The sequence below is a fragment of the Nakamurella panacisegetis genome, from assembly GCF_900104535.1.
Taxonomy (GTDB): Bacteria; Actinomycetota; Actinomycetes; order Mycobacteriales; family Nakamurellaceae; genus Nakamurella; species Nakamurella panacisegetis.
Genome location: NZ_LT629710.1, coordinates 3278248 through 3291408, shown reverse-complemented (window position 1 = coordinate 3291408; position 13161 = coordinate 3278248). Strand labels below are relative to the sequence as shown.

At 69.3% G+C, this 13161-nt stretch carries 11 protein-coding genes; 4 read left to right on the top strand and 7 right to left on the bottom strand.

Annotated elements, in window-relative coordinates; translation table 11 throughout:
• The first annotated feature begins 69 nt into the window (after positions 1 to 69).
• The 3 genes from BLS97_RS14740 (at position 70) to BLS97_RS14730 (ending at position 2613) form a co-directional block, all read left to right on the top strand.
• Positions 70 to 771, top strand: coding sequence for an amino acid ABC transporter permease (locus BLS97_RS14740; RefSeq protein ID WP_090477088.1), 702 nt, complete (start codon positions 70 to 72; stop codon positions 769 to 771).
• The gene (locus BLS97_RS14735; protein WP_090477086.1) at positions 768 to 1652 is read left to right on the top strand and encodes an amino acid ABC transporter permease; all 885 of its coding nucleotides are present in this window, start codon (positions 768 to 770) and stop codon (positions 1650 to 1652) included. The genes BLS97_RS14740 and BLS97_RS14735 overlap by 4 nt, the downstream gene beginning before the upstream one ends.
• 163 nt (positions 1653 to 1815) lie before the next feature.
• Positions 1816 to 2613, top strand: a complete 798-nt coding sequence (locus tag BLS97_RS14730; protein WP_090477083.1) for a TIGR03084 family metal-binding protein — start codon at positions 1816 to 1818, stop codon at positions 2611 to 2613.
• A gap of 71 nt (positions 2614 to 2684) precedes the next feature.
• Here the strand turns inward: BLS97_RS14730 and rny are convergent, their stop codons facing one another.
• From rny to BLS97_RS14695, 7 genes are all read right to left on the bottom strand, one after another.
• Positions 2685 to 4565 (bottom strand): ribonuclease Y, encoded by a 1881-nt coding sequence (gene rny / locus BLS97_RS14725; RefSeq protein ID WP_090477081.1) that lies wholly within the window; start codon positions 4563 to 4565, stop codon positions 2685 to 2687.
• A gap of 273 nt (positions 4566 to 4838) precedes the next feature.
• Positions 4839 to 5471, bottom strand: a complete 633-nt coding sequence (locus tag BLS97_RS14720; protein ID WP_090477079.1) for a regulatory protein RecX — start codon at positions 5469 to 5471, stop codon at positions 4839 to 4841.
• A 69-nt stretch (positions 5472 to 5540) separates the two neighbouring features.
• Positions 5541 to 6578, bottom strand: a complete 1038-nt coding sequence (recA, locus tag BLS97_RS14715) for a recombinase RecA (RefSeq protein WP_090477077.1) — start codon at positions 6576 to 6578, stop codon at positions 5541 to 5543.
• 252 nt (positions 6579 to 6830) lie between these two features.
• Complete coding sequence (locus tag BLS97_RS14710) at positions 6831 to 7040, bottom strand: DUF3046 domain-containing protein (RefSeq protein WP_090477072.1); 210 nt, start codon at positions 7038 to 7040, stop codon at positions 6831 to 6833.
• A 64-nt stretch (positions 7041 to 7104) separates the two neighbouring features.
• Positions 7105 to 9072: an Hsp70 family protein gene (locus tag BLS97_RS23545; protein ID WP_197676189.1), complete on the bottom strand. Its 1968-nt coding sequence runs from the start codon at positions 9070 to 9072 to the stop codon at positions 7105 to 7107.
• Positions 9073 to 9235: 163 nt separating this feature from the next.
• Positions 9236 to 10078, bottom strand: coding sequence for a phage shock envelope stress response protein PspM (gene pspM, locus BLS97_RS14700; RefSeq protein WP_090477070.1), 843 nt, complete (start codon positions 10076 to 10078; stop codon positions 9236 to 9238).
• On the bottom strand, positions 10078 to 10887 hold the full coding sequence (locus BLS97_RS14695; RefSeq protein ID WP_090477068.1) for a PspA/IM30 family protein: 810 nt from the start codon (positions 10885 to 10887) through the stop codon (positions 10078 to 10080). The genes pspM and BLS97_RS14695 overlap by 1 nt, the downstream gene beginning before the upstream one ends.
• 383 nt (positions 10888 to 11270) lie before the next feature.
• Here BLS97_RS14695 and BLS97_RS14690 point away from each other — a divergent pair, with 383 nt between their 5' ends.
• On the top strand, positions 11271 to 13154 hold the full coding sequence (locus BLS97_RS14690) for a VWA domain-containing protein (protein ID WP_157695439.1): 1884 nt from the start codon (positions 11271 to 11273) through the stop codon (positions 13152 to 13154).
• Positions 13155 to 13161 lie beyond the last annotated feature (7 nt).

Genomic DNA, 13161 nt, shown 5'->3' with positions numbered 1-13161 from the left:
CGGCGGCGCCGCGCTCCCGTGTCGTGCATCGAGAGTCGTTGGTACTGTCCGCGAAAGGATGGCTGAGGCGTGAATTTCGACTTCCTGTCGAATCCGAAGTACGACATCTGGGCCGCGTTCTGGGTGACGGTCCAGCTCACCTTCTGGGCGGCCATCGGGTCGCTGGTCCTCGGCACCGTGCTGGCCACCATGCGCGTCTGCCCGGTGCCCCTGATGAGGGGCTTCGCCGCCGGTTACGTGAACATCGTCCGGAACATCCCGCTCACGGTGATCATCATCATGATGTCGCAGGTGCTGTACTCCCAACTCGGCCTGAAGCTCGCGTCCCGGCAGCCCAGGGTGAACCCGCAGGGCTTCCTGGACACCCAGAACTTCCGGCTCGCCGTCCTCGGCCTTGTGCTCTACACCTCGACTTTCGTCTCGGATGCGATCCGGTCCGGCATCAACACGGTGCCGCCCGGGCAGGCCGAGGCCGCCCGGGCCATCGGGATGAAGTTCACCCAGGTCCTGGGCATCATCGTGCTGCCACAGGCCTTCCGAGCGGTGATCGCCCCCCTGGCCAGCGTGCTGATCGCGCTGACCAAGAACACCACGGTGGCCTCGGCCATCGGCGTGGCCGAGGCTGCCCTGCTGATGAACACCCTCGTCGAGAACGAGTCGGACAAGTTCACCGCGGTGTTCCTGGTGATCGCCTTCGGCTTCATCGCCCTGACGCTGCCGATCGGGCTGCTGCTCGGCTGGGTGGCCAAACGAGTGGCGGTGCACCGATGACCGAACCGACCGTCCTCTACGACGCTCCCGGCCCGCGGGCGCGGCGGTTGAACCTGGTGCTGTCCGTGCTGTTCGCCGCGCTGCTGCTCGCGGCCCTGTGGTGGATGCTGTCGGTGCTCGGCAGCAAGGGTCAGTTGGACTGGGCGAAATGGAAGCCGTTCACCCAGGGCTCGACCTGGACGACCTACCTGCTCCCCGGCCTGTGGAACACCGTCAAGGCGGCGCTGCTCAGTGTCGTCATCGCGCTGCCGATCAGTGCCCTGCTCGGTATCGCGCGGATGTCCGACCACGCCTGGATCCGCTGGCCGGCCGGGGTGGTGGTGGAGTTCTTCCGGGCCATCCCAGTGCTGATCCTGATGCTGTTCGCCTTCACCCTGTGGTTCACGCTGTTCTCCGCCTCCAGCCCATTGGCCGGCGTGGTGATCGGACTGGTGCTCTACAACGGCTCGGTGCTGGCCGAGATCGTCAGGGCCGGTCTTCGTTCGCTGCCCCGAGGTCAATCCGAAGCCGCGGCCGCGATCGGCCTGACGAAGTCCCAGACCATGACGGCCATCCTGCTGCCGCAGGCCGTCACCGTCATGCTGCCGTCGGTGGTCAGCCAGATGGTGGTGATCCTGAAGGACACGGCCCTGGGTGGAATCCTGGTCGGATACGTCGAGTTGCGACGGGCCGGCGGCACGGCGGCCAGCTTCTACAAGAACCTGTTGCCCACCTACGTCGTGATCGCCGCGATCTACATTGCGTTGAACCTGGCACTCGGCCTGGCCGCGTCGTATCTGGAACGTCGTCTGCGGACCCGCGGCGGACAACGACCGGGCGGCCCGCAGGACACCCCGGGTGCCGGATCGGCCGGCCTCGTCATCGGCGGTGCCGTTCCATAGGCCCGAGCTGCCGGGCTGGTCCGCGACGGCGCAGAAAAGTCACGCCAACCACCAAACCCTGAGGGCTGCTGCCTGCGAACCACAGGGGTAGAGCTGTGTCCCGGCCGCTCTCGATGGCGTCGGCGCGGCCGGTCCGAGACTCACGGATGGCGAAGGAGCGAACATGGCGGCGACAACGGAAGAACTCACGCTCGCACTCATAGACCTCGAGGCCGAAGGCAACCAGTTGGACGACCTGGTGAGCGGCGACGGCGTGGACCTGTCCACCCCGACCCCCTCCCCGGGCTGGACCATCGCGCATCAGATCGGCCACCTGCTGTGGACCGACCGGATCACTACCTCCGCCTGCCGGGATCCGGCCGGATTCACCCGGCAGACCGAAGCGCTCGGCCCCGATCCGCACGCCGCGATCGACGCCGCAGCGACCTCGGAGTCCGGCCGCGAGGCGGCGGAGTTGCTGGAGACCTGGCGCAAGGGCCGGTCCGACCTGCTCAACGCGCTGTACGAACTGCCGCCCGACGCCCGGATCCCCTGGTTCGGTCCCCCCCTTGGCGCCGCCGAGCTGGCCTCGTCCCGGCTCATGGAGACCTGGGCCCACGGCCTTGACGTCACCGATGCGCTCGGGCTGGGCCCGGTGGCCACTCCTCGCCTGAAGCATGTGGCGGAGTTGGGGCTACAAACCCGCGACTTCGCGTTCTCCCTCCGCGGACTGCGCAATCCGCCGTCCGTATTCCGCGTCGAACTGATCGCTCCGGACGGCGCTTCCTGGACGTGGGGACCGGCGAAGGCCCGCGACCGGATCAGCGGACCGGCTCTGGACTTCTGTCTCCTGGTCACCCAGCGGCGCCACCGTGACGACCTCGCGCTCGTCGCGACCGATGGGCCGGCCGACCAGTGGCTGGACATCGCGCAGGTCTTCGCCGGGCCGGTCGGCAGCGGCCGCGGCCCGCAGGCCGCCTGATCCGAACCGCCCCTGAGACGCCCTGCGCCCCGGCCGCTGATGCGATCGGGGCGCCGGACCTGCGATTCGATTCAGCGAGCGATTTCGGTCGCCCGCGACTCCCTGATGACGGTCACCCGGACCTGACCGGGATAGGTCAGCTCCTCTTCAATCTGCTTGGCCACCTCGCGGGCCAACACATGGGCCTCGAGGTCGTCGACCACCTCCGGCTTGACCATCACGCGCAGTTCTCGACCGGCCTGCATGGCGAAGACCTTCTCCACGCCCTTCTTCGCCCCGGCGATTGCCTCGATCCGCTCGAGCCGCTGGACGTACGACTCCAGTGACTCGCGGCGTGCCCCCGGCCGGCCGCCGGAGCAGGAGTCCGCAGCCTGGGTCAGGACGGCCTCGACGGTGCTCGGAGGCACCTCGTCGTGGTGGGCCTCGATGCAGTGGGCCACCGCCTCGGATTCGCCGTACTTGCGGGCCAGCTCGGCTCCGACAATGGCGTGCGATCCCTGGGCCTCGTGGGTCAACGCCTTTCCGATGTCGTGCAGGAAGGCACCGCGAGCCACGATCTTCGGGTCGATGCCCATCTCGGACGCCATGATCCGCGCGATGTGCGAGGTCTCGACCAGATGCCCCAACACGTTCTGCCCGTAGGAGGTCCGGTACTTCAGCCGGCCGATCAGGTTCACCAGTTCCGGATGCAGGTCGGAGATTCCCACATCGAGCATCGCGTCCTCGGCGGCCCGTCGACAGAGCGCGTCGACCTCGTCCCCGGCCCGTTCGAAGGCCTCCTCGATCCGGTGCGGGTGGATCCGGCCGTCGTCGATCAGCATCTGCAGGGTGATGCGTCCGACCTCGCGGCGCACCGGGTCGAAACAGGACAGCAGCACCGCCTCGGGGGTGTCGTCGATGATCACGTTGACGCCGGTGATCGTCTCGAACGTCCGGATGTTGCGGCCCTCACGGCCGATGATCCGACCCTTCACCTCGTCGGCCGGCAGATGCACGACCGAGACGACGGTCTGCGCGGTCTGGTCGGACGCGACGCGTTGCACCGCCTCGGACACGATCGCCCTGGCCCGGACCTTGGCCGTGGCCTCGGCCTCGCTCTCCACGCGGCGGATCATGAACGCCGCGTCGCGGCGGACCGCGTCCTCCTGCGAGGCCAGCAACTCGGCCCGGGCGGCCGGGATGGTGAGACCGGAGATCCGGGTCAGTTCGGCCGCACCGGCCTGAAGTTGCTGCTGCAACTCCTCGCTGCGGGCGTCCAGATCGGCCGCTCGGGCGGCCAGATCAGCGGCTTGCTGACGGAGGTCGCCCTCCCGGGACTCGACCGCGGAACGCGACTGACTGAGTTCCTGTCGTTCGGCGCGCAGGCGCTCCTGTTCGGCCGTCAGTGCCTTCTGTTCGTCGTTGAGCAACGCGGCCGTCGCCCGCAGGCGTTGCTGCGCGTCCTGCAGTTCCTGGCGCTCGACGGCCAGCCCATCCATCGCCTCCTGTGCGAGGCGGTGGCGTTCCGCCTGGAGGCCGGCGCGCAGCGCGGCGGCCTCTGACCGGGCCGCCTCGATGGTCTTCTCGGCCTCGGCCCGGGCTTCGGCTCGGAGCCGGGCCGCGTCGGCGATCGATCGTTCCCGCGTCGAGTCGGCAGCGTCGGCCGCCACGCGACGGATCTCGGCCGCAGCGGCCGAGGCCTCCTGGCGGAGCAGATTCAATGCTTCCCGATCCTCGGGACTGAGGACCACCGGAGCGGGTGGGCCTCCAGGCGTCGGCTCGGCGGTCGGTGTGGCCGCGTGTTGTCCGGCCGACTCCCGTGAGCCGGATGCGTCCATCGTTTCGGTCAAAAGCCTGCGGATTGCGTTCTCGTCGAGCGTCGGCGCTGAAGTTTGCCGTTTGAGGATCACTATCAAGGCGGCCAGAGCCACCACCAGCGCCACGGCAAGAACGACTATCAAGGCGTTCGGCATGACACCTCCCTTGTTGTCGCCGTCCGTGGACGGAGGGAGGATCGCGGGCGCACGCCGTCTGGGCGTCGACCATCTCGGGGCAGCCCTATGGAGGTCTGCCCCGCTTGGCCCTATGAAGTGGGCAAATGCGGCGAAGGTGCACCGCTATCGATCACGCACTGACTCGCGGCGCGCGCTTCGTGATTCTCCTGTGACTTTGAGGTTAAGGACGTCCTCATGACGGGTCAAGCTGACCCGCTGCGCACAGGTGAAGTGGGCTCGGTGGTTCGTCGTTCAGACGGCGTCCGAGGATGCCAACGAGAACCGATCGCCGCCGTCCAGATAGCCGGCGATGGCCTGGTCGACCACCGGGATCGCGATGTCGGCGGGATAGCCCCGCCGGGCGAGCAGACCCAGCAGACGCCGTTTGGCCGCCAACGGACCGACCGCCATCGCGGCGTCGACCCGCTTGGCGATCAGTTCCGCCGCCCGGGTGCGCTCCGCCTGCTGGTCAACGGTCTCGACCGCGTCGGCCATCGATTCGTCGTCGACGCCGAGCCGCCGAAGCTCGGTCCGCAGGGCCGCGCTGCTCAGCGCCCGGTCGCGGTGCTTGGTACGGACGAAGCTGTGCGCGTAGGCGACGTCATCGACCAGACCGACCTGGGTGAGCCAGTCGAGAACGTCCTGCGCCACATCTTCGGGTACTTCCTTGCGTTTCATCGCCTGTGCGAGCCCGGCCCGCGGACGAGGGGCCACGGCCAGCAGCCGGAGGCAGATCGCGCGCGCCGCGGTGACCTGCTCACCAACCGCGGCCGAACCACCGACGGGGCGATCGGGGGCCGGGGCTTCCGCCGTCGAAGACCGCTCGACCTCTGCGATCTGCGCGGCCAGGACTCGAAGTCGCTCTTCTCGGTCGTCGTCGTTCATCTCTCACCCTTGACGGCTGGGTCGACCACGTACTCGACCCAGCCCATCCGTCGTTCCGAAGCCGACCGATCAGAAGTCGACCGGAGCGGGGGCAACGGTGTCGTCGTCGATACGAGCGCCGACGCCGAGCTTCTCCTTGATCCGCTTCTCGATCTCTTCTCCCACATCCGGGTTCTCGCGCAGGAAGTTCCGCGCGTTCTCCTTGCCCTGGCCGAGTTGCTCGCCGTCGTACGTGTACCAGGCGCCGGCCTTGCGAACGAGCCCCTGCTCGACACCCACATCGATCAGCGAACCCTCGCGGGAGATGCCCTGGCCGTAGATGATGTCGAACTCGGCCTGCTTGAACGGCGGGGCCATCTTGTTCTTGACCACCTTGACCCTGGTCCGGTTACCGACCACGTCGGTGCCGTCCTTCAGAGCCTCGATGCGGCGGATGTCCAGACGGACCGAAGCGTAGAACTTCAGCGCCTTACCACCGGTCGTGGTCTCGGGCGAGCCGAACATGACGCCGATCTTCTCGCGCAGCTGGTTGATGAAGATCATCGTCGTGTTGGTGTTGTTGAGGGCACCGGCGATCTTGCGGAGCGCCTGCGACATCAGGCGGGCCTGGAGACCGACGTGGCTGTCGCCCATCTCCCCCTCGATCTCGGCCCGGGGCACCAGTGCGGCGACCGAGTCGACCACGACCAGGTCGATGGCGCCGGACCGGATCAGCATGTCGGCGATCTCCAGCGCCTGCTCGCCGGTGTCCGGCTGAGACACCAGCAGCGAGTCGGTGTCGACCCCGAGCGCCTTGGCGTATTCCGGATCCAGGGCGTGCTCCGCGTCGATGAAGGCTGCGATACCGCCGGCCGCCTGCACACTGGCCACCGCGTGCAGGGTGACCGTCGTCTTGCCCGAGGATTCCGGGCCGTAGATCTCCACCACACGCCCACGGGGCAGACCACCGATGCCGAGCGCCACGTCCAGCGCGATCGAGCCGGTCGGAATCACCTCCACCGGTGCGCGACCCTCGTCACCGAGGCGCATCACCGATCCCTTGCCGAACTGCTTCTCGATCTGCGCTAGCGCGATGCCGAGTGCTTTCTCACGATCCGGTGCCGACATGGCCCAACCCCGTACCTTTCGTTTTCTACTCGCCGGCTGATGGGCCTGGCGTGATGTCTGTTGTGCTGTCCTGACCGACGGTAGAACCGAGCACCGACAGTCGCCCCTGGCCGCCGCGATTTGTGGACAACCAACAGGTATGGGGACAACTGTAGACGTACAGATGTTCGAGGTGCCAGTCATCGGCGCGGCGTGTCGCGGACCGGAGCCGCCGACACCGGCACGGCCGAGCGGCGGTGCTCCGCCCCCGTTTCAGTCCGGCAGACCGTGGTGCAATTCCGCCGGGACGTCGAACGTCTCGCAGACGATCCGCCACACCCGTTTCGGGTTCTCGCCGGCGTTCAACGCCTCGTCGGCGGTCCGTCCACCCAGCGAGCCGAACACGTGGTCGGCCGCCACCGACGCGGCTCTGTGCGTCCCGAAATGGGCCGTCATCAGGGCACGGAACTCGGTGAGGCGCATATCAACCGATGCTACCGGCCGCATCCGAACCGCCGGCCGCTCCCGGTCACCGTCGGGGCGGGCCTCAGCTGGTGACGGTGGCGCCGAGTTCGCCCTTCCAGTACGAGATCAGCGCGTCGACGCCGCCGGAGGCACCCATGAACGCCACCACCGGCAGGTTGGCATCCTCCCAGGCCACCAGCGAGACGTCGCTCGAAGTCGTTCCGGCGGAGTACCGGCCCGACCCGTCGGCGGCCGTCCAGTTGCCCTTGCGCGATTCGGTGAACTGCTTGAGCACGTACGACCAAAGGGTGTCCCGGCCGGTCGCGTTGGTGCCCTGGAAGATGACCGCGGCGTAGCCGGCCGATTCGTCGATGCAGGCGGTCCAGGCGGTCGTGACGGTCTCGATGTACTTGATGGTGTCCTCGGTCAGGCCGAGTGCCTGGGTGTTCTTCGAGCACTTCAACTCGGTCAGCTTGCCGAGCATCGGTTTCATGCAGTCGGTGACCCCGGTCGCGTCCGTGGTCGTGGCGCAGGAACCCGACGGAGTCGTACGGCTGGAGTTCGGCGAGGTCCTGGTGGTCCCCGGAGAAGTCGAGGTGCCGGCCGAGACGGCCGGACTGGAGGCCGGGCTGGAGGTCGGCCCGTCCGCGCTGGAGTTCGACTGGGTGGCGATCACGATGCCGGCCCCGGCGCCCAGGATCGCGACCACCGCAACCGCGATGAGGATCATGCGGTTCCGCTTCTTGCGATCGGAGGTTCCGGACGGTACCGCCGGTTGCGGACCGGACCGATACTGCGCGCCGGCCGGGCCATAGGCCCCCGGAGAGCCGGTGAAGGCCGGCCCGGGCGGCGGATGCTGCGCGCCGGCCGGCTGCGGCGGGCCGGGTCGGCTCCACTGCGGCCCGGCGGCCGAGGGACCCGGCGTCGGCCCCGCCCCGCCCGGGCCACCGAGGAACTCGGTGCGTCCCTGACCCGACCGGCCCGTCGCCGGGATCAGGGCCGCCCCCATCGCCACCGCGGTCTCCGGTTGGTCCAGGGTGGTCGGCACCACGCCGAGCCGTTCGGTGATCATCCCGGCCACCAGCGGGATGCGGCTGGACCCGCCGACGAGGTAGATACCTCCGAGCCGATCCGGGGACAGCCCGGCCCGGCCGATGGTCTCGGCCAGCACCTCGACGGTCCGCGCGATCACCGGCCGCACCAGTCCCTCGAATTCCTTGCGGGTCAGCAGGGTGTCGTCGAACGGGTCCGGTAGCGGCAGATCGGTCTGGGCGTATCGGGACAGCGTCTCCTTGGCCGCCCTGACGTCTTCCCGCAGCGATCGCGCCCCCCGCCGGTCGGCCGAGTTGCGTGGCCGGGACAGGGCCTGCCACTTGGCCGGATCCTGCGCCGAGACGGTCCGGCCCAGGTGGTCGACGACAGCCTGGTCGAAGTCGACGCCCCCCACGTCGGCCAGGCCCGCCTCGGCGAGAACGGTGAAGCCGGACGAGGTCGACCCGACGACGGCGCAGTCGAAGGTGCCACCGCCGAGGTCGTACACGGCCAGACTCGACCCGGGCACCATGCTCTTGCCGGGCAGGGACGAGAAATGGGCCGCGGCGGCCACCGGTTCCGGGATCAGGGCCAGCGCCGGACCGAGGCCGGCCGACCGTGCCGCGGCCAGCAGGATGTTCTGCCTCGCCGCTCCCCACTGCGCGGGATGGGTCAGGTTGATCTGGTCGGGCGAGCGACCGTTCAACTGGCGGCGGGCCTCGTCGATCACCCGGCGCAGAATGGCGGCGATCGCGTCGACCACCGGGACGACGCGCACCCCCAGCAGGATCTCCCCGTCGTCGATCCGGCGCTTCGGGTTGGACTCGAAGCGTTCCGGGGCGAGCCGGGCCTTCCGCTCGGCGTCACGACCGACGGTCAGTGTGCCGTCGTCGTCGACGTAGATGCAGGACGGAAGCCAGCCGATCCCGTCGATCGCCAGAACTCGCGGCGGCCGTCCGTCGCCGGCGAGAACGGCGACCGTGTTGGACGTCCCGAAGTCGATGCCCAGTACGTCCACCGGCCGCCCTCACCTGTCCGTCCACGCCCATCGGAAGGGTCCGCGCGCGGATGCGCGCCTGATCGGCAGTCTGCCATGACGGTCGATTCAACCGCACCGCTTTCACCCGACCCGACACCTTCGAATGCGCGGGGCGTCCGACCGGCCGAGAACGCCGGACCGGTCACATCGGCGGTCGGGCGTGGGCAGCGATTTCTTTCATACCCATCGACAGGGCGCGCAGTCGATCGGTGGTCGGCTGCAGATCGGCCACTGCACGGTTGAGCTGGGCCGAGGCGACCACGGTGTCGGTCGCCGCCGACACCAGACGGCCGTAGTGCTCGACCCCGTACCGGATATGGGCCACCAGGTTCTCCGAAGTCGCCTGGACCGAAGCCGGGACGTCACGACCGGCCGCGGTCTTGCGCAGCAGAGTGAACTCGTTGGCCTGACGGCGGAGCAGCCGTTCCGCCTCATCGGCCGCGCCGAGGACGTCGCCGCGCAGGTCGGCGACGCTCCGGTCGTCCGGCATCAGCAGGATCAGTTCGCGCAGGCCGTCCGAATAGGAGTCGAGCCGGGCGATCTCGGCCCGGATGGCCGAGGCCACCGGACGCCGAGCGGGCGCCGGTGGCGGAAGCTCCCGGACGATGCGGGCCTTGGCCCGCACGGTGCGGAGCGCCCGGACGAGGCCGAGGGCACACCAGACGGTCAACGCCAGCAACAGGATCAGGGCGAACACTGCCGACACGGTCACACCGTCCCGGACCAGCCCCACGGTCACGGCCGCTCCCCCGGCCACCCCGATCGCCGTCCCGGCGCCCCAGATGTTGGCCCGGCGCACCGCGGCCCGGTGTCGGCGGCGCGCCACCTCGGCCGGATCGCGGCGGACTCGCAAAAACTCGGCCGCACTGGCGCCGACCTGCCCGGCCGTCTCCACGCCACGGGACAGCGCACTGGCCACGGTCGGCCCGGCAGCGCCCTTGAGAACCGAGTTCCGAAGGGCGCGGGCGGTGGGCTTGATCCCCATCAGCCTTGTTTGTTGATGTCGATCCCCGGGCTCGCCGGCGCGGCGGTCGCTGACTGATCGATGGCCCGCGCCTGCTGGCCGGACAGCTCAGGGTGCAGCTGCGCGCGCAGCTGGTCAAGGCGGGACGCGCCGGCCATGTCGAGAGTCGACTTCTGCACCTCGAGCATGCGGCCCTCGACCGAGTTCTGACTGAGCTCGGCGGATCCCAGGGCGTTGGCATAGCGACGTTCGATCTTGTCGCGGACCTCGTCCAGCGAGGGGGTGTTGCCCGGCGCGGACAGCTGCGACATCGAGCTCAGCGACGCCGACACCTGCTCCTGCATCTTGGCCTGCTCCAGCTGGGAGAGCAGCTTGGTGCGCTCGGCCAGCTTGGTCTGCAGGGCCATCGCATTGTTCTCGACGGCCTTCTTGGCCTGCTCGGCCGACTGGAGGGCCTGGTCGTGCATGGTCTTCAGGTCTTCCATCTGCTGCTCGGCGGCCACCAGCTGAGTGGCGAACGTCTGGGCGGTCTGCTCGTACTGGGCCGCCTTGGCCGCGTCGCCCTTGGCCCGCGCCTCGTCGGCCAGCACGAGCGCCTGACGCGCCGAGGCCTGGAACCGCTCCACGTCGCCCATCTGGCGGGTCAGCTTCATCTCCAGCTGACGCTGGTTGCCGATCACCGCGGCCGCCTGCTGGGAGAGGGCGGCGTGCTGACGCTGCGCATCCTCGATCGCCTGCTGGATCTGCACCTTCGGATCGGCGTACTCGTCCACCTTCGACGAGAACAGCGCCATCAAGTACTTCCATCCCTTGACGAATGGGTTGGCCATCGCTGGAGTCCTCTCGCATCTTTCGCATTACTGGCCGGACGGCACGCCGCGGCCTACTGGGCACCATCGTGTCAGGTGATGGAACCAGCTTGCACCTTCGGCCCCGGTCAGCGTGGATTTTCCGGATCATCCCCAGCCGAAACCAGGCACCGCCCCTACCCCGACCCTGAGCCCCGGGGCGGGATCCGAGCGGCTGACGCGCGCTGTCGGAGCAGCGATCGGGATCGGCCGGCAACCGTCAAATGTCCGGGCGTCAGGAACGCCGGGACACGCCGGCCCGTTGACGTCTGGCTACAGTTGGGGTCCACGCCGATCATGGGCACACCCCCGCTGACCACCCCAGGCCGTCCCGCGCCGCCCCGGCGCACAGAGAAGAGGTTTCGATGGGCCGCCACGCGAACGCGGAAAGCCGTCGCCGCGTGGCGGCCTGGCCGATCGTGGTGGCGGTCGCCGTCCTGCTCGTCGCCGGCCTCACCACGGCCTACTTCGTCATCATCGATCCGGGCAAGAAGACCGCCGCCTGCACCGGTAGCACCGTCCTTCCGGTCACGGCCTCCCCGGGCGCGGCGAAGGCCGTCACCGATGCCGCCGCCGCCTTCAACGCGACCGCGCCGGTCGCTCGGTCGACCTGCGTGTCGGTGTCGGTCACCACCACGGACGGCGCCGAAGCGGCCGCCGCCCTGGCCAGTGGATGGACGGGTCAGTCGACGCCGGCGCCCGGTCTCTGGGTGGTCGACACGACGAGCGACGTCAAGCTGGTTGATGCCAGTCGCTCGGCCATGACGGCCGGGCACACCAACACGCCGCTGGGTACCTCGCCGGTGGTCCTGGCGGTCCGTGCCGCTCCGTCCACCGCGGTCAGCTGGTCCTCGCTGGCCGACGGCACGTCGTCGCTGGTGCTGGCCGTCCCCGACCCGAAGGCGAACCGGGCGTCGGTCGATGCACTGGAGTCGCTGGTCGCGGCTTCGAATGGACGGACCACCGCGATCGATGACGCCGCCGTGACGGGAGCGTCATCGACGCTGCAACGGCTCGCCGGCGCCTCGACCGGGGCACCCGACACCACAGCGGCCGCCCTCGCCGGTCTGGCCGCCGGGACGGGTGGCTACACCGCGGTCCCGGTGCTCGAGTCCCAGCTCGGGTCCTACAACGCCACCAGTTCGACCCCGCTCACCGCCGTGTACCCGACCGGGCCGACCGCCGGAGACGAGATCATCCCGATTCCACTGACCGCCACCTGGGTCACCAACGCCATGTCCGACGCCGCGGCCGCCTTCGACGGATTCCTGAGCGACGCGAAAGGACTGGCCGTATTGGCCGCCGACCATCTGCGGACATCGGCCGCCTCCACCACTGTCCCGGGAGTGGACCTGACGACGAAGGTCATTGCCCTGCCCGACGCCCCGGCCCAGACCCGTACCGCGTTGCAGAGCGCGTGGGCGGCCGCGTCGGGGTCCACGTCGCCCTCCGCCGATCCGAGCCCGTCGTCCGCTACTTTGCCGGTTTCCTCTGCTCCCGCCACCGCGCCGACCGTGACGACGACCCCGACGCCGGCTCAGACGAGCACCCCGACCAAGACGCCGAACACCACCGCGCCGGCCACCACGCGGACAACGCCGACGAAGACGGCACCAACCACCAAGCCAACCCCCACCGTCAAGACGACACCGGCGGCCGCCGGTCCGGCGGTCACGCTCGTGCTGGACACGTCCGGTTCGATGGACACGGTCCAGGGCAACCAGCAGCGCATCACCTGGATGCAGTCGGCCGTCAACGCCGTCATCGGTGCGAGCCCGTCGGATCAATTCGGCCTGTGGTCGTTCTCGACCGATGACGGATCCTCCGGCTACACGAAACGGGTCCCGCTCGGCCCGTTGACCGACTCCATCGCGGGCGGCACCCGCGCAGCGGCCATCACCAGTGCGGTCAACGCCCTGACTCCGGGCGGAGACAGCTGGACGTACGGGGCGATCAAGGCGGCCTACGCCGACGCCGTCGACTCCGCCGTCGCGGGGCGGCCGAACCGCGTGGTGGTCGTCACCGACGGCCAGGACACCACCCCTGGCCTGTCCCGAGCGGCCCTGATCGCCGACGTCTCGGCGCTGGCCGCCCAGAACAAGAACGTGGTCCTGGACATCGTCGGACTGTCGGCCGACGTCAGCGCCGATGCCATGTCGCAGGTCGCCGCGGCCGGAGGCGGCAAGTACACCCAGCTGACCGACCTGTCGACCCTGAAATCCACCCTGAGCGGGCTGACTGCACCCTGATCGTCCC

What these genes read in the sequence shown, in the direction of transcription:
- BLS97_RS14695 (WP_090477068.1), bottom strand. Translation starts at nt 10,887, where the DNA reads ATGGCCAACCCATTCGTCAAGGGATGGAAGTACTTGATGGCGCTGTTC.
- recA (WP_090477077.1), bottom strand. Translation starts at nt 6,578, where the DNA reads ATGTCGGCACCGGATCGTGAGAAAGCACTCGGCATCGCGCTAGCGCAG.
- BLS97_RS14720 (WP_090477079.1), bottom strand. Translation starts at nt 5,471, where the DNA reads ATGAACGACGACGACCGAGAAGAGCGACTTCGAGTCCTGGCCGCGCAG.
- BLS97_RS14710 (WP_090477072.1), bottom strand. Translation starts at nt 7,040, where the DNA reads ATGCGCCTCACCGAGTTCCGTGCCCTGATGACGGCCCATTTCGGGACG.
- rny (WP_090477081.1), bottom strand. Translation starts at nt 4,565, where the DNA reads ATGCCGAACGCCTTGATAGTCGTTCTTGCCGTGGCGCTGGTGGTGGCT.
- BLS97_RS14690 (WP_157695439.1), top strand. Translation starts at nt 11,271, where the DNA reads ATGGGCCGCCACGCGAACGCGGAAAGCCGTCGCCGCGTGGCGGCCTGG.
- pspM (WP_090477070.1), bottom strand. Translation starts at nt 10,078, where the DNA reads ATGGGGATCAAGCCCACCGCCCGCGCCCTTCGGAACTCGGTTCTCAAG.
- BLS97_RS14730 (WP_090477083.1), top strand. Translation starts at nt 1,816, where the DNA reads ATGGCGGCGACAACGGAAGAACTCACGCTCGCACTCATAGACCTCGAG.
- BLS97_RS14735 (WP_090477086.1), top strand. Translation starts at nt 768, where the DNA reads ATGACCGAACCGACCGTCCTCTACGACGCTCCCGGCCCGCGGGCGCGG.